General features: G+C 67.7%; 13 protein-coding genes and 1 pseudogene. 10 read left to right on the top strand and 4 right to left on the bottom strand.

Annotation, left to right across the window (positions count from 1 at the left end):
- The first annotated feature begins 64 nt into the window (after positions 1-64).
- Positions 65-1,138, top strand: coding sequence for a Gfo/Idh/MocA family oxidoreductase (locus OXK16_07470; protein MDE0375786.1), 1,074 nt, complete (start codon positions 65-67; stop codon positions 1,136-1,138).
- Between the two features lie 40 nt (positions 1,139-1,178).
- Here the strand turns inward: OXK16_07470 and OXK16_07465 are convergent, their stop codons facing one another.
- The 4 genes and pseudogenes from OXK16_07465 to OXK16_07450 form a co-directional block, all read right to left on the bottom strand.
- Entirely contained in the window at positions 1,179-2,129 is a 951-nt protein-coding gene (locus tag OXK16_07465) for a carbohydrate ABC transporter permease (protein ID MDE0375785.1), read from the bottom strand.
- Positions 2,129-2,857: a sugar ABC transporter permease gene (locus OXK16_07460; protein ID MDE0375784.1), complete on the bottom strand. Its 729-nt coding sequence runs from the start codon at positions 2,855-2,857 to the stop codon at positions 2,129-2,131. Before OXK16_07460 ends, OXK16_07465 begins: the two co-directional genes overlap by 1 nt.
- Positions 2,852-3,007: pseudogene (locus OXK16_07455) on the bottom strand (sugar ABC transporter permease). Before OXK16_07455 ends, OXK16_07460 begins: the two are co-directional and overlap by 6 nt.
- A 1,377-nt stretch (positions 3,008-4,384) precedes the next feature.
- Entirely contained in the window at positions 4,385-5,818 is a 1,434-nt protein-coding gene (locus OXK16_07450) for an ABC transporter substrate-binding protein (protein MDE0375783.1), read from the bottom strand.
- A 389-nt stretch (positions 5,819-6,207) separates the two neighbouring features.
- Between OXK16_07450 and ahcY the strand changes: the two genes are divergently transcribed.
- The 9 genes from ahcY (at position 6,208) to OXK16_07405 (ending at position 16,361) form a co-directional block, all read left to right on the top strand.
- Positions 6,208-7,677: an adenosylhomocysteinase gene (gene ahcY, locus OXK16_07445; protein MDE0375782.1), complete on the top strand. Its 1,470-nt coding sequence runs from the start codon at positions 6,208-6,210 to the stop codon at positions 7,675-7,677.
- A gap of 44 nt (positions 7,678-7,721) precedes the next feature.
- On the top strand, positions 7,722-8,201 hold the full coding sequence (gene argR / locus OXK16_07440) for an arginine repressor (GenBank protein ID MDE0375781.1): 480 nt from the start codon (positions 7,722-7,724) through the stop codon (positions 8,199-8,201).
- On the top strand, positions 8,198-9,403 hold the full coding sequence (locus OXK16_07435) for an argininosuccinate synthase (GenBank protein ID MDE0375780.1): 1,206 nt from the start codon (positions 8,198-8,200) through the stop codon (positions 9,401-9,403). The genes argR and OXK16_07435 overlap by 4 nt, the downstream gene beginning before the upstream one ends.
- Positions 9,400-10,758 carry an argininosuccinate lyase gene (gene argH / locus OXK16_07430; protein ID MDE0375779.1) on the top strand — a complete coding sequence of 453 codons (1,359 nt, stop codon included), beginning with the start codon at positions 9,400-9,402 and terminating at the stop codon, positions 10,756-10,758. The genes OXK16_07435 and argH overlap by 4 nt, the downstream gene beginning before the upstream one ends.
- Positions 10,759-10,828: 70 nt before the next feature.
- Entirely contained in the window at positions 10,829-11,491 is a 663-nt protein-coding gene (locus OXK16_07425) for a CDGSH iron-sulfur domain-containing protein (GenBank protein ID MDE0375778.1), read from the top strand.
- A gap of 26 nt (positions 11,492-11,517) precedes the next feature.
- Positions 11,518-12,408 (top strand): haloalkane dehalogenase, encoded by an 891-nt coding sequence (locus OXK16_07420; protein ID MDE0375777.1) that lies wholly within the window; start codon positions 11,518-11,520, stop codon positions 12,406-12,408.
- A gap of 12 nt (positions 12,409-12,420) precedes the next feature.
- Positions 12,421-13,905 carry an aminopeptidase P N-terminal domain-containing protein gene (locus OXK16_07415; protein ID MDE0375776.1) on the top strand — a complete coding sequence of 495 codons (1,485 nt, stop codon included), beginning with the start codon at positions 12,421-12,423 and terminating at the stop codon, positions 13,903-13,905.
- Positions 13,906-13,910: 5 nt separating this feature from the next.
- The gene (locus OXK16_07410) at positions 13,911-15,464 is read left to right on the top strand and encodes an amidohydrolase family protein (protein MDE0375775.1); all 1,554 of its coding nucleotides are present in this window, start codon (positions 13,911-13,913) and stop codon (positions 15,462-15,464) included.
- Between the two features lie 75 nt (positions 15,465-15,539).
- Entirely contained in the window at positions 15,540-16,361 is an 822-nt protein-coding gene (locus OXK16_07405; protein MDE0375774.1) for a DUF6159 family protein, read from the top strand.
- Positions 16,362-16,626 lie beyond the last annotated feature (265 nt).

The raw sequence follows: 16,626 nt of genomic DNA, 5'->3' as shown, positions 1-16,626 counted from the left end.
TGGACCCGATCATCCGCCCGATGATGAAGCGGAGTCCCAGCCGCCGCGAGGATGGGGCAGGCCCATGAGCGTGACCGTCCGGTACGGGATCGTCGGTACCGGGATGATGGGCATCGAGCACATCGGGAACATCCGGGCCCTGCCCGGCGCCGAGGTGGCAGCGGTGGCGGATCCGCACCTTCCTTCGCGGCAGGCAGCCCTTGAGGCGCTGGCGGACCAGGACTTGGCGGTCTTCGAGGACCACCGCGCCCTCATCGACTCCGAGTTGTGCGATGCGGTGGTGCTGGCCACCCCCAACATGACCCACATCGATCTGCTCCGCGACCTGATGGAGACCGATCTGCACCTGCTGGTCGAGAAGCCCCTATGCACGAGGATCGAGGACTGCCGGTGGGTGGTAGAAGCTCAGCGGCGGCGGGAACAGGTTCTCTGGGTCGGGATGGAGTACCGCTACATGCCTGCCACCGCCCGGCTGATCGCCGAGGTCCGGAGGGGCACGGTCGGCGACCTGAAGATGCTGGCCATCCGGGAGCACCGCTTCCCGTTCCTGCCCAAGGTGAACGACTGGAACCGGTTCAACGCCAACTCCGGAGGAACCCTGGTGGAGAAGTGCTGCCACCACTTCGACCTGATGAACCACATCATCGGCAACCCCCCGGTACGGGTCTTTGCCTCGGGTAGCCAGGCGGTCAACCATCTGGACGAGTGCTACGGCGGGCACCGGCCTGACATCCTCGACAACGCCTACGTGATCGTGGACTACCGGGACGGGCAGCGGGCCATGCTCGACCTATGCATGTTCGCCGAAGGAGGCGAAAACCAGGAGGAACTGGTGGCGGTCGGCGACCGCGGCAAGGTGGAGGCCCGCATACCGTCCGGCCTGGTGCTGACCGGTCTCCGGGACGGCGAATGGTTCTCTCCGACGGTCGAGACCGCCACCGACAGCCGGATCGCCCACACCGGCGGCCACCACGGAGCGTCATACCTGGAGCACCTGGAGTTCCTAAGAGCCATCCGCAACGGCACGCCGCCCCAGGTCAGCGCCTACGACGGATACCTCGCCGTAGCCATGGGCGTAGCCGCCCAGCGCTCGATAGACGGGCACCGCCCCGTGGAGATGACCGAGGTGCTGTTCTAGTTGACCAGTGCTAACAAACGCACAGGGGCACAACTAGCAACTAGCCCTTTACGGAGCCGGCGAGGATGCCGGTGACGAAGAAGCGTTGGAGGGCGAAGAACACGATGATCGGTAGCAGTGTCGACAGGAACGCGCCGGCGGTCAGAAGGTGTTCGGCCTGGCCGAATTCGCCGGCCAGGGCTGCGATACGGGCTGTGGCCGGGAAGTTCTGCCCCGCGCCTCCCAGCATGGTGACCGCGATCATGTAGTCGTTGTAGGTCCACAGGAACTGGAAGATGGCGAAGGCCGCCAGCACCGGGACCGACAGCGGGATGACCAGCCGCCAGAAGATCTTGAAGTGGTCGGCCCCGTCGATGACCGCCGACTCGAAGATGTCCTTGGGCAACCCGCTGATGTAGTTGTGCAGGAGGAAGATGGCGAACGGCAGCGCGAAGCCGGTGTGGGTGAGCCAGACCGACACATGCCTGCCCGCCAGGTCGAGATCCGGGAACAAGGTCACGGTCTTTTCGAGGATCGGGAGGGTCAGATGGCCTCCGCCGCTGTAGAGCTGGAGTAGCGGTATCAGCGACATCTGGGCCGGTATGGCCAGCAGCGAAACGGTGGCGATGAACAGCCACTCCCGTCCCTTGAAGTCGATCCAGGCGAACGCGTACGCGGCGAAGGCGGCGAAGGCGATCGGGATCACCGTGGCCGGCAGGGCTATGGCCAGGGAATTGAGCAGGGCTCGCCACAGGCCGCCCTGGGCGCCGGCAGCGAGTATGTCGACGTAGTTGTCGAAGGTCAGGGTCTCCGACGGGTTCTCGACGACAACGGCCCACCACCCGGTGGCCCGCTGGGCGTTGCGGGTCCGGAACGAGTTGACCAACAGTCCCAGCGAGGGGATGGTCCACAGCAGGACCAGCATCCACAGCACCCAGGTGGGAATCGACCTCAGAAAGGCGTACGTGCGCTTGCCGAGGCCGGGTCCTCCGGTCGTGCTCAGCGTGGTCATCAGCCGGCCGCCTTCTGCATCCGGCGGATGTTCACGTAGAGGATCGGCAGCACGGCGATGAACAGCACCACCGCCAGCGCCGACCCGAGCCCGAAGTTCAGCTCGGTGAAGGCGCGCTGCCACATCTCGTTGGCGATCACCTGGGTGCCGAAGTTCCCGTTGGTCATCACCTTCACGATGTCGAACACCTTCATGACCAGCACGATCAGGGTGGTGATCACCACCCCGATGGTCGGAGCGATCTGGGGAATGATCACCCGCCAGAAGGCCTGCGCCTCGGAGGCGCCGTCCACCCGGGCCGCCTCGATGAGATCGGACGGTACCGCCTTGATGGCCGCCGAGAAGATCACCATCGTGAAGCCGGTCTGGATCCAGATCAGCACCAGCATCAGCCATACGTTGTTGAAGGGCGCCTGCTGGGCGAATTGGATGGTGGAGGCCACCACATCGCCGTTGTCCCTGACCTCGAAGCCGCCCACCCCGCGCCACAAGGCGTAGGCGAACCAGACCAGCGGCAGGGCGCAGACCGCCGCGCCGGCCCCGACCCCTCGCTCCCCCACCCGCCAGGCCCGGATCGCCAGGCGCACCAGGAGCGCCGCCAGAGCCAGGCTCAGGAGGGCTGCGATCCAGAACCCGGGACCACGGGACAGGCTGAGATTGCCCAGGCCCACCCAGAACGTGTTGATCACTCCCGTCTGCGGCTTCGACACGTCCCGCGCCAGGTACATGAAGCGCCAGATCACGCCGGCGCCCACGAACGAGATCGCCATCGGCATGAAGATGAGCGACTTGGCGACCGACTCCCCCTTGGACCGGTCGGCCAGCACGGCTATGGCAAGGCCCGCCGTCGTCGAGATCACGGTGACCGTGACCACCCACCACAGGTTGTTGAATATCGTTCCCCGCAGGGCCGCGAACACCGCGAACAACGCCAGCAGCGCGCCCAGCGCCGCTAGGCCACCGGATCCGGGCGAGAAGCTGATCCTGTAGCCGCTCTGGCGGCCCAGCAGGACCGAAACGCCCACCCCGATCAGGAGCAGTACCGCGCCCACCCAGAACAGCTTGCTGCCGAAGATGCCGGTCCAACCATCCACGTTGAAGATGTTGGGACTCCCGAACACGTCCCGGTAGTTGACGAAGCCGACGTATTCCTGGCCCCTGGCGTCGTGGAACGAGAGGAACAGGGTCCGGAGAGTCGGGATGATCAGGGTCGAGGCGATGAAGCCCAGCGCCGGCACCAGGAAGATGTAGGCCCGGGCGGACACCTCGATCCGGCCCCGGGCGGATTGGTCGGGAATGGGCTTGAGGCCGGCTAGCGCCCCGACCCCCAAACCGACGCCAATGGCGGCCACGTAGGCATCCGTCATGGTGCCGAGGCCGAGGTCGGGCACCAACCAGGCGCCCACCGCGTACCCGAGGGTCGCCCCCAGCACCGCCGAGCGGAGAGCCGGCGTCTTCCGGCCCCGGACCAGCCGTACCGCCAGGCCCGCCCCGGCACCGGCCAGGGCGAGAATCGCCAGCAGGCCGTATTGCAGGTCGGGCAGGACGGGCCACAGCTCGAGTGTGCCCTGCTCCCGCTCGAAGACGAGGATGACAGCCCGCATACCGGATGCTGCCAGAGCACCGAGCGCAACGCCGGCGCCGGCGCCGATCGCTAGGCGCGTCCCCGGTCGCTCGACAGTGCCCAGCAGGTAGCCCGCCACCGCTCCGATCGCGGTGGCCACCACCGTGCGGAGCACCGGACCGTCGATGACCCGGTTACCCCACAGCATGGCGAAGACGGCGAAGCTGCTAGCGGCTCCCACCAGGGTGGTAAAGACAACCCAGCGATCGGGGGCCAGGTCGAAGAGCTTGTTGGCGGCGATAAAGATCAGCCCGCTGGCGAGAATCGAGACCACCACCCCCGTGGCCGTAGTCTCCAGTTTGTCGACCGAGGTGATTCCCCACCAGGTGAGGGCGCCGAGGGCCGCGCCAACCACCACGGCGATGATCCGCCTGGTCCGGGAGCGCCGGCCGGTGCGGTCGATCCACAGCCCGGCCCCGCCGGCCAGGCCGAGGGCCATGAGGAGGTTGACGGCCACGCTCATGACGCCTACCACCCGCCGGCCTCCTCCATGTAGAGAGCCGACCCGCTAGCCGGGGTTCGGGTGTGTCTCATCGTTGTGGCCGGGCCGTCCTCTCATCAATGAGTTGGACACGGTGGGTGCCTACCGCCTGATAGGCACCCACCGTACAGCACCTAGCTGTTCAGTGCCTTAGGGCCAGGAGGCCTCAATCGCCTGGGTGGCCTCGTCGACCGTCTTGTCACCGTTCACCGCGCTGGTCGCCTCGGACCAGAAGGTCCCGGCGCCCACTGCGGCCGGCATCAGGTCGGAGCCGTCGAACCGGACCACCTCAGCCGTGAACAGGATGTCCAGGAAGGACTGCTCCAGAGGCTGGTAGAGGCCCAGGTCGGCGTTCAGGTTGGGGGACAGGAAGCCGCTCAGCACCGCTCCGCCACCCTTGGACAGATTCTGGAACCGTTGCCGGTTGTCTGCGTACTCGGGGCTGGCGTAGTACTCCATCACCGCCCATACCTCGGGCGCATCCCTGAAGGCGGACACCAGCGTCCCGGCGCCGAGCACCGGGCGGTCACCGCTCACCGACGGGAAGTAGAAGACATCGACACCGTCGGGACCGAACCGCGTGCCATCGGGGAAGAAGGCCGAGAAGAAGGAGGCCTGGCGATGCATCATGCAGTCACCCTCCACCAGCGGCCGGCCGTTGTCCCCGAAGAAGGTCGAGGCGATGGTTCCACCCTCCGCATACACGGCGCCCGGAGTGTTCCAGAGCGCGAGTATCTCGGTCCAGATGGCGTTCATCTCCGGAGTGTTGAACGGGATGGTGTGGGCCACCCACTCGTCGTAGAAGTCAGCACCCTCGTAACGGAGGGTCAGGTCCTCCACCCAGTCCGTGAAGGCCCATCCGGTGGCGCCGCCGGACTCGATGCCCACGCACCACGGCACGTTGCCGTCATCGATCATCTGCTGGCTGAGAGCCTTCAGGTCGGCCCAGGTTCCGGGGACCTCGTACCCGTTGGCCGCGAAGTCGGCCGGCCGGTACCACACCAGTGACTTGAGGTCCGCCTTGGTCGGGATGGCGTACTGGACGCCGTCGACGTTGCCGAATGCGTTCCATGCCGCGCCGATGTTGGCTTCCATGGTGGCGATGACGTCGTCGGGGATCGGCAGGAGCCAACCCTCACGGGCGAAGTCGGCGATCTTGCCGGGCTGCGGGAAGACCGCGATGTCCGGCGGGTTGCCACCGGCTGCCTGGGCGTTGATCAGGTCCGAGAAACTGCGCTCCCCGGTGTACTGGATGGTCATGTCGTTCTGGGCGGCGAAGATGTCGAGCGCCGCCTGATGCGAACCGGCCTCGGCGTCCGAGCTCTCCGGTCCGAACACCGTGACCGTCGTTCCGGCCAGTGGGTTGACCGCTTCGACCTCTACCGTCTCGGTCACCACCTCGGTAACGGTCTCGGTCACGGTCTCCGTAACAACCGATGTCACGGTCTCGGTCTCGGTGACGATCGACGTCACGACCACGGTCTCCGGTGTTGCGGGCGTATCCGACTCGTCCCCGCCGCAGGCGCCTGCTACCAGTGCAAGCGCTGCCAACAGCGCCAGGAGCCGTACGAACTTCACTTTCATGCTTTTCCTCCTCGAAACTTGCGTCGACTACCTGCCGGAAAAGGGCTGACCAGGCAGTCCTTCGCCTCGTGTAGCTGGCGTACCCTACTCGGACACATACACCCGCCCGAAATGCAACGTTCTCGCAATCACAGAACGAGTCGGCTGGTCGACAGGGCCGCGATGCTAGACCCGCCGCGACGCGTAAGGGCCTGTAAATGGGCCTTTTGTTCCCGAGAGTGCCGGACAGGTGAACCTCGCTTGGAGCAGGTCTCGATATAATCCGGCGTACCGGATCCGATCGCACGCCCACCTATCACCGCGCCGCGCTTTGAGGCCGGCGCGATCCTCCAAGCCCGACATGCGGTGGTGGACGCGCCTCGACCCCGACCGATCAGGAGAACGTAGAGATGATGGAGAACCGAGAGGGAGCACCGCTCGAATACAAGGTCCGCGACCTCGGCCTGGCCGGGCAGGGTCGGCGGGAGATCGAGCTTGCCGAACACGAGATGCCCGGGCTCATGGCGCTCCGGGAGCGGTACGGTGCTTCCAAGCCCCTGGCCGGTGCGCGCATCTCCGGCTCCCTCCACATGACGGTCCAGACGGCGGTTCTCATCGAGACCCTGGCGGAACTGGGCGCCGAGGTTCGCTGGGCCTCCTGCAACATCTTCTCCACCCAGGACCAGGCGGCCGCCGCGGTCGTGGTCGGCCGGCCCGAGACGGGCGGGACCCCGGAAGACCCGCGCGGCATCCCCGTCTTCGCCTGGAAGGGCGAAACCCTCGAGGAGTATTGGTGGTGCACGGATCGCATGCTGGCCTGGGCGGGCTCCGACGGCCCCTCCCTCATCGTGGACGACGGCGGGGACGCCACCCTGGTGGTCCACAAGGGGGCCGAGTACGGTCGGCTGGGCGCCGTGCCCTCGTTCGACCCCGACGGCGAGCCCGAGGAGTGGGGCGTGATACTCGACCTGCTCCGCGCCCGGATCGCGGACGATGCCGATTACTTCATCCGGATGGCGGAGTCGGTTCGCGGCGTCAGCGAGGAGACCACCACCGGCGTCCACCGCCTCCACGAGATGCAGACCATGGGACAGCTGCTGTTCCCCGCCATGAACGTCAACGACTCGGTCACCAAGTCCAAGTTCGACAACGTCTACGGATGCCGGCACAGCCTGATCGACGGTCTCAACCGGGCCACGGATGTCATGCTCGGGGGCAAGCTGGCGCTGGTGGCCGGCTACGGCGAGGTGGGCAAGGGATCCGCCGAGGCCCTCCGCGGCCAGGGGTGCCGGGTGGTCATCGCCGAGATCGACCCGATCTGCGCCCTTCAGGCGGCCATGGACGGATTCGAGGTCAACACCATCGAGAACGTGGTGGAGACCGCCGACATATTCATCACCGCCACCGGTAACCGCGACGTCATCACCCTGGAGCACATGTCCCGGATGAAGGACAAGGCCATCGTCGGCAACATCGGCCACTTCGACAACGAGATCGACATGGCGGCTCTGAAATCCGCTGCCGGGGTGACACGCCGCAACATCAAGCCCCAGTACGACGAGTACGTGTTCCCGGATGGCCACGGCATACTGATCCTGGCCGAGGGCCGGCTCCTCAACCTGGGCTGCGCGACCGGTCATCCGAGCTTCGTCATGTCCACTTCGTTCACCAACCAGGTGCTGGCGCAACTCGACCTGCACGACAACGCCGACGAGTACGAGGCCGAAGTGCTTCGCCTGCCCAAGTACCTGGACGAGGAGGTAGCCCGGCTCCACCTCGACCATCTGGGGGCGGAGTTGACCGAGATGACCAAGGACCAGTCCGACTACCTAGGCGTTCCCGTGGACGGCCCCTACAAGCGGGACGACTACAAGTACTAGCCGGCCACCCCTTGCGGCGATAGTTTGCATAATCATGCATCAGCGTGCATACTCTTGCGTACATGGGTACGGAAGCGCGCCGGAGGGCCGTCCGGAACATCCTTTCCGAACAGGCCGTATCGAGCCAGGCCGACCTGGCCGGGCTGCTGGCGGAGCAAGGGTTCCAGGTCACCCAGGCCACGGTCTCGAGGGACCTCTGGGCGGTCGGAGCGGTCAAGACAAGGACGGCGGATGGTTCGTTCCGATACCTCTGGGAACCCGGTTCCGACCCCGGTGATACCCGGGATGCCCTGGCGATGACCCTGTCCACCTACGTGACATCGGTCAGGTCGAGCGGGAACCTGGTGGTGATCAAGACCCCACCGGGAGCGGCCCACGTGGTGGCGGCCGCCATCGACGACGCCGACCTCGGAGGGATCCTGGGTACCGTGGCCGGAGACGACACGATGCTGGTCGTGGCCGGGGAAGAGACCGGCGGACCGGCGGTAGCGCAATTGATAGAAGAGCTGGGAGTGAGCGAATGAGCCGGGTGGTACTGGCGTACTCGGGAGGGCTGGACACATCGGTCATCCTGAAGTGGCTGATCGAGGAGCGTGGCTACGAGGTCGTCTGCTACACGGCGGACGTCGGCCAGGGCGAGGAGGTCGAGGAAGCGGTCGCCAAGGCGTACGCGACCGGCGCGGTCGAGGCCGTGGCCGAGGATCTGCGCGAGGAGTTCGTGGAGGAGTACGTATGGCCGGCCATCCGGGCCAACGCCGTCTACGAGAACTACTACCTGCTGGGCACCTCTCTGGCCCGCCCGGTGATCGCCAAGGGGCTGGTGCGGGCCGCCGAGGAGTACGGGGCACAGGCCATCTCCCACGGCGCTACCGGGAAGGGCAACGACCAGGTGCGCTTCGAGCTGTCCGCCTACGCGTTGAACCCCGACATCCGGGTGGTGGCCCCCTGGAGGGAGTGGTCGATGCGGGGCCGCGCCGACCTCGTGGCGTATGCCGACAAGCACGACATCCCGATCCCGGTCACGCCCGAGAAGCCCTATTCCACGGATGCCAACCTGCTCCACATCTCCTACGAGGGCGGCGTGCTGGAGGATCCCTGGGTGGCGCCTCCGGCCGGTATCTTCCAGATGACCCGCGACCCTGAGGCGGCGCCCGACCAGGCCGAGGAGGTGGTCATCGCCTTCGAGGGAGGCACCCCGGTGGCGGTGGACGGAGTCCGGATGTCGCCGGCCGAGATGCTGGGCCACTGCAACCGCATAGCCGGTGCTCATGGGATCGGTCGGGTCGACCTGGTCGAGAACCGTTACGTGGGCATGAAGAACCGCGGGGTGTACGAGACCCCGGGTGGCACCCTGCTCCATCACGCCCACCGGGCCGTGGAGTCCATCACCCTCGACAGGGAGTTGGCTCACCTCCGGGACCAGCTGATGCCGCGTTACGCCGAGATGGTCTACAACGGCTTCTGGTTCGCCCCCGAGCGGGAGGCTCTCCAGCGGTTCATGGACGAGATCCAGGCCAACGTCACCGGTGAGGCCCGTCTCCGGATGTACAAGGGCAATGCCACCGTGACGGGCCGGCGCTCCGACTCCCACACCCTGTATGACCAGGAAACGGTCACCTTCGAGGAGGGCGGGACGTACGATCAGTCCGACGCCACCGGCTTCATCCGGCTCAACGCCCTCCGCCTTCGCCTGCAGGCCGGCCGCGGCCCCGGAGTGATCCCGTGACCACCCAGATGTGGGGGGGACGCTTCTCCGAGGGTCCCGACCGGATCCTCTGGGACTTCACCGTGGACCACTCCGACCGGCGCCTGCTGCGGGAGGACATCGCCGGTTCCCTAGCCCATGTGGCCATGCTCGCCGAGACGGGGCTGCTGAACGGCGAGGAGGCCGGCACGCTCACCAAAGGCCTGCAAGCCATCATGGCCGAGGCGGACGGGAACGCCTTCCGGTTCCTGGAGAGCGACGAGGACGTCCATTCGGCGGTGGAGCGGCGGCTGGGCGAGCTGGTGGGCGAGGTGGCCGGAAAGCTCCACACCGGGCGGTCCCGGAACGACCAGGTGGCATTGGACCTCCGCCTCTACCTGCTCCGCTCCGCCGGCGCCAGGATCGGTGGTCTCCGTGAGTTCTGCCTGGCGATGGTGGAGGCCGCGGAGCAGGTCGGGGACACGGTGGTGGCGGGCTACACCCACCTCCAGCAGGCCCAAGCCGTCCCGCTGGCCCACCACCTGCTGGCCTACGTCTCGACCGCGCTGAGGGACATCGAACGGTTCGAGGATGTGAGCCGTCGAATGGACGTCTCTCCCCTGGGGGCCGGCGCGCTCGGCGGGAGCAGCCTTCCGCTCGACCCGGACCGTTCGGCCGAGCTGCTGGGGATGGCCGGGCGGTTCATGAACTCCATGGACGCGGTGGCGGCCCGGGACCACGTATCCGAATACGCCTTCGCCTGCACCCAGGCGCTGGTTCACCTGTCCAGGCTGGCGACGGAGTGCGTGCTCTGGACCACCACCGAGTTCGGTTGGGCGACGTTCGGCGACGCGCTGACGACCGGCTCGTCGGCGATGCCCCACAAGAAGAACCCCGACATAGCCGAGCTGACCCGCGGCCGGGCGGCCACGGCCGTCGGTCAGCTAACGGGCCTGATGGCCCTCCAGAAGGGCCTGCCCATGACCTACAACCGTGACCTCCAGGAGGACAAGGCGGCCCTGTTCTCCATCGACGACGCCCTGGCCGGCGCCCTGGAGGCGATGACGGCCCTGATCGGTAGCGCCGAGTTCCACCCGCCCCCGCCCGACCCGGCGGTGACCGCTCTCGACCTGGCCGAGGCCCTGGTCGAACGGGGTGTCCCGTTCCGCGAAGCCCACCGGGTGGTGGGCGCCTTGCTGGCAGCGCTGGCGGCCGGAGGCAAGGCCCTCTCCGAGGCGACCATCACCGAACTGGTGGAGGCCGACTCCCGGTTCGAGCCCGCCGACCTCTCCCTTACCGACCCGGCCGGGTCGGTAGGCAGGCGCCGCTCGACCGGAGGGGCCGGCTTCGCCTCGGTGCGGGAGCAACTCCGGGTACTCAAACACCGCCTGGGCTGACCGAACGCGTCCGCGCCTGCGAACTGAAGGAACGTATAGTCTGCTCAGTCCGTCTTACGGGGAGGAAACAATGGCCGAACAGCCCGTAACCGTCACCGTCATTCCCGACGGCCCTTACGTGGTCTCGGGCTCGGTGCCGTTGCGCGTCAGGCAGGCGGTGGTGTCGGAACACGGCGAACCCCTCACCTGGCGGAGCGAGGAGGTGACCGAGCAGAATCCCGTCTACGCGCTGTGCAGGTGTGGGGAGTCTTCCCGCAAACCGTACTGTGACGGGACGCACGGCAGCGTGGGCTTCGACGGTACGGAAACGGCGCCGGCCGACTCCTTCAAGGAGCGCTGTGCCGACCTGGGCGGTACCGGGATCGAGGTAACTGACGACCGCAGCATCTGCGTGCATTCCGGCTTCTGCGGCAACCGCATAACCAACATCTGGAAGATGACTCCCGAGACCGACGACAGCGTTGTGCGGGCCCAGGTGATGGCCATGATCGAACGGTGCCCCTCCGGCGCCCTCTCCTACACGGTCGACGGCGCCGAGATCGAACCGGCTCTGCCCGTCGAGATCTCGGTCATCACCGACGGCCCTCTGTGGCTGACCGGGGGGATCCCCGTGAAGCGATCGGACGGCGAACCCTTCGAGGTCAGGAACCGGGTCACGCTGTGCAGGTGCGGGCACTCCGCCCAAAAGCCGCTCTGCGACGGGTCCCACAAAGAAGCCGGGTTCACCGGCTGACACGACGCACTCCGGCCGGAGCAGTCATGAAGCTCGAGAAACGGACCCGCCGGGTCTTCGACCTCGACATGGCGTACGTGGACGTGGGCTCGGGCGACCCGATCGTTTTCCTGCACGGGAACCCGACCTCTTCCTTCCTCTGGCGCGGCGTCCTCCCCCATGTCGCGGACCTGGGCCGCTGCATCGCCCCCGACCTGATCGGGATGGGCGACTCGGCCAAGCTGCCCGGCTCGGGTCCCGACGCCTACCGCTACGTCCAGCACCGTCGCTACCTCGACGAGCTGCTACGCCTGCTCGGTGTGAACGAGAGGGTGACGCTGGTAGTTCACGACTGGGGCGCGGCGCTGGGTTTCGACTGGGCGGTACGCCATCCTGGCTCGGTGTCGGGCCTGGCCTACATGGAAGCCATAGTCACCCCCCTGACCTGGGAGGACTGGCCGGAGGTCGCCCGCGGAGTCTTCCGGGGGATGCGCTCGGAGGCCGGGGAGGAGATGGTGCTGCGGAAGAACATCTTCGTCGAGCGGATCCTGCCGGCCTCCGTGATGCGCGACCTGACGGATGACGAGATGGACGAGTACCGGCGACCCTTCCTCCGGCCCGGGGAGGACCGCCGGCCCACCCTCACCTGGCCCCGGCAGATCCCCATCGAGGGCCGGCCGGCCGATGTGCATGCCGTGGTCGCGAACTACTCGGCGCGGCTGGCCCGCTGGGAGGTGCCGAAGCTGTTCGTGAACGCTGACCCCGGCTCCATCCTGGTGGGTCGCCCCCGGGAGGTGTGCCGGGCCTGGCCCAACCAGACGGAGGTCACCGTGAGGGGAATCCACTTCGCCCAGGAGGACTCCCCGGACCCGATCGGTGAGGCCCTGGCCGGCTGGCTCACCTCCGGCGCCGCGGGCGACCGGACGCGCCCTCGGTAGGCTCCACCCCCCATGGACAGCCTCACCCTCCACGCCGAGCGCCGCGAACGCCTCGCCGCCTCCATCGGTGACGGCATCGCCCTTCTGCCCGCCGGTGCAGAGACCCTCCGCAACAACGATGTGGAGCACCCGTTCCGCCAGGACTCCGCCTTCCACTACCTGACCGGATTCGACGAGCCGGACGCCATCATGCTGCTCGACCCCCGGGCGGCGGACGAGCAGTATGTCCTGTTCGTGCGCCCCAGGGACCGGGAGAAGGAGATCTGGACGGGCCTGCGAGCCGGTACGGACGGCGCCAGGGAACGCTACGGCGCCGACGCCTCCTACCCGATCGGGGAGTTCGACACCCTCGTCAGGCAGAGGCTGGTGGGACGCCGGACGGTGTTCCTCCCGTTCGGGAACCCCGGTTTCCACCGCCGGGTACTGAGCCTCACGCGAGCTGTCGCGGGCTTGGGCGAACGCTACGGCAGGCTCGTCCCGAGCGAGTTCCGGGACGTGAGTCCCCTGGTCGGTGAGATGCGCCTCGTCAAGACCCCCCGGGAGATCGACCTGCTGCGCGCCGCCTGCGAGATCACCGCCGAGGCCCACGCCGAGGCCATGCGGTTCGCCCGGCCCGGCCGGTACGAGTACCAGGTGCAAGCGGCCCTGGAGTACGTGTTCAGGATGCGAGGGGCGCGCCGCGACGGCTACCCGTCCATCGTCGCGTCGGGGGCCAACGCCTGCATCCTCCATTACACGGAGAACGACCGGCGCATCGCCGATGGAGACCTGGTGCTGATCGACGCCGGCGCCGAGTACGGCTACTACTCGGCGGACATCACGCGGACCTTCCCGGCCGCCGGGCGGTTCACGGCGCCGCAGCGGGCCGTCTACGACTTGGTGCTGGGCGCCCAGCAGGCCGCTCTGGCCCTGGCCCGTCCCGGCGGCAGCCTGAAGGACCAGCAGGAAGTCGCCAGCCGCGTCCTCACCGAGGGCCTGGCCGAGCTCGGCCTGCTGCCGGGCCCGGCCCGGGATGCGATGCCCATGCACCACTACCGGGAGTTCTTCATGCACGGCACCGGGCACTGGCTCGGCATCGACGTCCACGACGCCGGCGCCTACCGGGTCGGCGGCACTCCCCGGCCTCTGGAGCCCGGCATGGTGTTCACGGTCGAGCCGGGCATTTACGTCGATCCCGAGCGGGAGACGGTCGAGTTGGCGATGCTCGAGTTCGACATCGACGAACAGATGGAGCGGCGCATGTTGCTCGGCCCCGCCAAGGCCCGCGAACTCGAGAAGAAGGAGCGCGACGAGGCCCCGAAGGTGGTGCACCCGATCCCCGAGGAGTTCCGGGGCATCGGCATCCGGATCGAGGACGATGTCCTGATCACCGGGTCCGGCCACGAGGTCCTGACCTCCAACGTGCCCACCGATCCGCGCCGGATCGAGAGCCTGTGCGCCGAGGCGCCGCTGACGCCGTTCCTGGAGCCCTACCGGGCAGCGGCTGCAGGCGGCTGACAACCATGCTCGACTGGCTGCTTACCTCCGGCACCGTTGTCGACGGCACGGGCAGTCCCGGCGCCCGGGCCGATGTGGGCCTGGCGGGCGGGCGCATCGCGGCCGTCGGCTCGCTGGCGGGTCGCAAGGCCCGGCGAACCGTCGACGTGGAGGGCTCGGTCGTCTGTCCCGGATTCATCGATGTCCACGCTCACTCCGAGTTCTCGATACTCAGGGGCGAAGACGTGGAGGCCCGGCTGCGGCAGGGGATCACCACCGACCTGCTGGCACCCGACGGGTTCGCCTACACGCCGGCCGCTCCATCCCGCGTGGCGGACCTGCTCGCCTACCTGGAGGTGTTCAACGGACCGCCCGACGACGCCTGGGAGTGGTCGGATCCGGAGCAGTACCTGGCCCTGTTCGACGGTCGGGCGGCCATCAACGTGGTTCCCCAGGTGGGCTTCCTGGCGGTCCGGGCCGATGCGGTGGGATGGGACCCCGGTCCCGCCGGCCCGGCGGAGATCGGCCGCATGCAGGAACTCACCCGCCAGGGGATGGAGACGGGCGCCTCCGGGATCCAGGTGGGCCTCGACTACTTCCCGGCCGGGCATGCGAGCACGGACGAGTTGATCGCGGTGGCCCGGGTGGTGGCCGAGTACGGCGGGGTCTACTCGTCACACGTGCGGGGAGTACGGGGCGATGTGGCGGCCGGGGTGAAGGAGGCCCTGGAAGTGGGCCGGAAGTCCGGAGTGGCGGTCCACATCTCCCACCTCTTCGGTTCGGACGAGCTGTACCAGCTACTGACCGACGCCAGGGATAGCGGAGTCGATGTCACCTTCGATGCCTACCCCTACATGGCTGCCAGCTCCCACCTGGCCTTCTGCCTACCCCGGTGGTTCGACGACGGGCCTCCCGATCGCCTCATCTCCAGGCTGGGTGACCCGGCGGTCCGGGCCGCCGCCGCGCCGCACATCGAGGAGTTCTTCCGTGAGTACGTACCCGATCCGCAGAACGCCTACTTCTCCGCCTTGCCGGCCGGTCCCTACGAGCATCTCCAGGGACGCTCCCTCACCGACGCCATCGGCCAGGTCGGCCCTACCCTGGCGGAGGTGGTCTGCACCCTGCTGGCCGAGTGCCGGCTCCGGGTCCTGATGATCTACCGGTGGGACGACGAGGCCAAGCTCCGGCGGGCCATGACCCACCCGCTGGGCATGGTGGGGTCCGACGGCCTCTTCCGGGGAACCCACCCCCACCCCCGGGGCTTCGGCGCCCATGCCCGGGTACTGGCGCACCTGGTGCGGGATCGCGGATGGCTGGAGCTACCGGATGCCATCCGGAGGATGACCTCCATGCCCGCCGACCGGTACGGGCTGGCCGATCGAGGGGTGATCCGCGCCGGCGCGGCGGCCGATGTGACCGTGTTCGACCCGGACCGCATCCGGGACCGGGCCACTTTCGTAAACGGCCGGGCAACCGCCGAGGGCGTGAGTCACGTCTTCGTCAACGGTGAGGCCGCCATCGACTCGGGCCGGTTGTCCCACACCGCGGCCGGCCGGGTCCTCCGGGTTTCCGACCGCTGAGCGGAGGGTTCCGGAACGGCCGCCAGACCCTCCGAGGTCGTTCTGCAAACTCGTGATCTCCGGTAGCATGGGCCGATGTCACGAATCGCCAATTCCTTCGCCCTCGCCAGGTCCTCCTGGCACGTACTCAAGGCCGACAAGGAGCTGATCCTGCTCCCCATCATTTCGGGGATCGCCTCCATAATCATCGCCGCCACCTTCATCGTTCCGATCTTCCTCACGGGACAGGGTGGCGCGACGATGGGCGGGTCCAGCCTGCTGGTGCTGCTCCTGATGTACTTCGTGCTGGCCTACATCACCATCTTCTTCAATGCCGCCCTGGTCAGCGCCGCCAACGAGCGGCTGGAGGGTGGGGATCCGACCATCGGGAGCGCCATCCGCGGCGCCGCACGCCGGGCCGGCAAGATCGTTCCCTGGGCGCTGCTGTCGGCCACAGTGTCGGTCATCCTGCGGGCCATCGAGGAGCGGGTCGGGCTGATCGGCCAGCTCATCGTCGGCGCCCTCGGCCTGGCCTGGTCGGTGCTCACGTTCCTGGTCCTGCCGATCATCGTCATCGAGGGATCCGGCGCCGGCGCCGCCTTCAAGAAGTCCGGGTCGCTGCTCCGCAGCACCTGGGGCGAGAACCTGGCCGCGCAGGTCGGTATGGGCCTGGTGGGGTTCCTCCTGATCCTGCCGGGCATCGCGGTGATCCTCCTGGGCATCTCGGCGGGGGGCACGATCGCAGCGGTGGCCCTGCTGATCGGGGTGATCTGGATAATCATCGCCGCGGCATCGGTGGCGGCCCTGAGCGCCATCTACCAGACCGCCCTCTACCACTTCGCGGTCGCCGGAAGCGTTCCCTCCGGGTACTTCGACCAGAACGCCATGCAGATGGCCTTCCGCAGGAGGCGCCGCTAACCCGGATCCGGTAGAGGTCTAGCCGAACCCGAGACGGCGAGAACGCGAAAAACACTCATACTTGTAGGGTTCTCTCGGTTTGGGGCTGGGTCTGACCCACGCGAAAACTGGCCTTTGGTGCCTTTGTCGCGATCTGTCGACCTGGCCCTAGCCGGGAGTCCTGAACCGGGGAGCGGGGTGACCTTATAGGAGCTTCGACTTCGCCGCCTTGAGTGTTCTGTCCGCCGCTCTGCCCGGCTCAGGGTTTGGGATTGTACGCAGTGAA

The sequence above is a fragment of the bacterium genome (assembly GCA_028821235.1).
GTDB lineage: Bacteria > Actinomycetota > Acidimicrobiia > Spongiisociales > Spongiisociaceae > Spongiisocius.
The sequence above is the reverse complement of the archived record's forward strand: the minus strand, read 5'-3'. Positions and strand labels throughout refer to the sequence as shown.

What these genes read in the sequence shown, in the direction of transcription:
- OXK16_07470 (MDE0375786.1), top strand. Translation starts at nt 65, where the DNA reads ATGAGCGTGACCGTCCGGTACGGGATCGTCGGTACCGGGATGATGGGC.
- OXK16_07465 (MDE0375785.1), bottom strand. Translation starts at nt 2,129, where the DNA reads ATGACCACGCTGAGCACGACCGGAGGACCCGGCCTCGGCAAGCGCACG.
- OXK16_07460 (MDE0375784.1), bottom strand. Translation starts at nt 2,857, where the DNA reads ATGTACCTGGCGCGGGACGTGTCGAAGCCGCAGACGGGAGTGATCAAC.
- OXK16_07450 (MDE0375783.1), bottom strand. Translation starts at nt 5,818, where the DNA reads ATGAAAGTGAAGTTCGTACGGCTCCTGGCGCTGTTGGCAGCGCTTGCA.
- ahcY (MDE0375782.1), top strand. Translation starts at nt 6,208, where the DNA reads ATGATGGAGAACCGAGAGGGAGCACCGCTCGAATACAAGGTCCGCGAC.
- OXK16_07435 (MDE0375780.1), top strand. Translation starts at nt 8,198, where the DNA reads ATGAGCCGGGTGGTACTGGCGTACTCGGGAGGGCTGGACACATCGGTC.
- OXK16_07425 (MDE0375778.1), top strand. Translation starts at nt 10,829, where the DNA reads ATGGCCGAACAGCCCGTAACCGTCACCGTCATTCCCGACGGCCCTTAC.
- OXK16_07420 (MDE0375777.1), top strand. Translation starts at nt 11,518, where the DNA reads ATGAAGCTCGAGAAACGGACCCGCCGGGTCTTCGACCTCGACATGGCG.
- OXK16_07415 (MDE0375776.1), top strand. Translation starts at nt 12,421, where the DNA reads ATGGACAGCCTCACCCTCCACGCCGAGCGCCGCGAACGCCTCGCCGCC.
- OXK16_07410 (MDE0375775.1), top strand. Translation starts at nt 13,911, where the DNA reads ATGCTCGACTGGCTGCTTACCTCCGGCACCGTTGTCGACGGCACGGGC.
- OXK16_07405 (MDE0375774.1), top strand. Translation starts at nt 15,540, where the DNA reads ATGTCACGAATCGCCAATTCCTTCGCCCTCGCCAGGTCCTCCTGGCAC.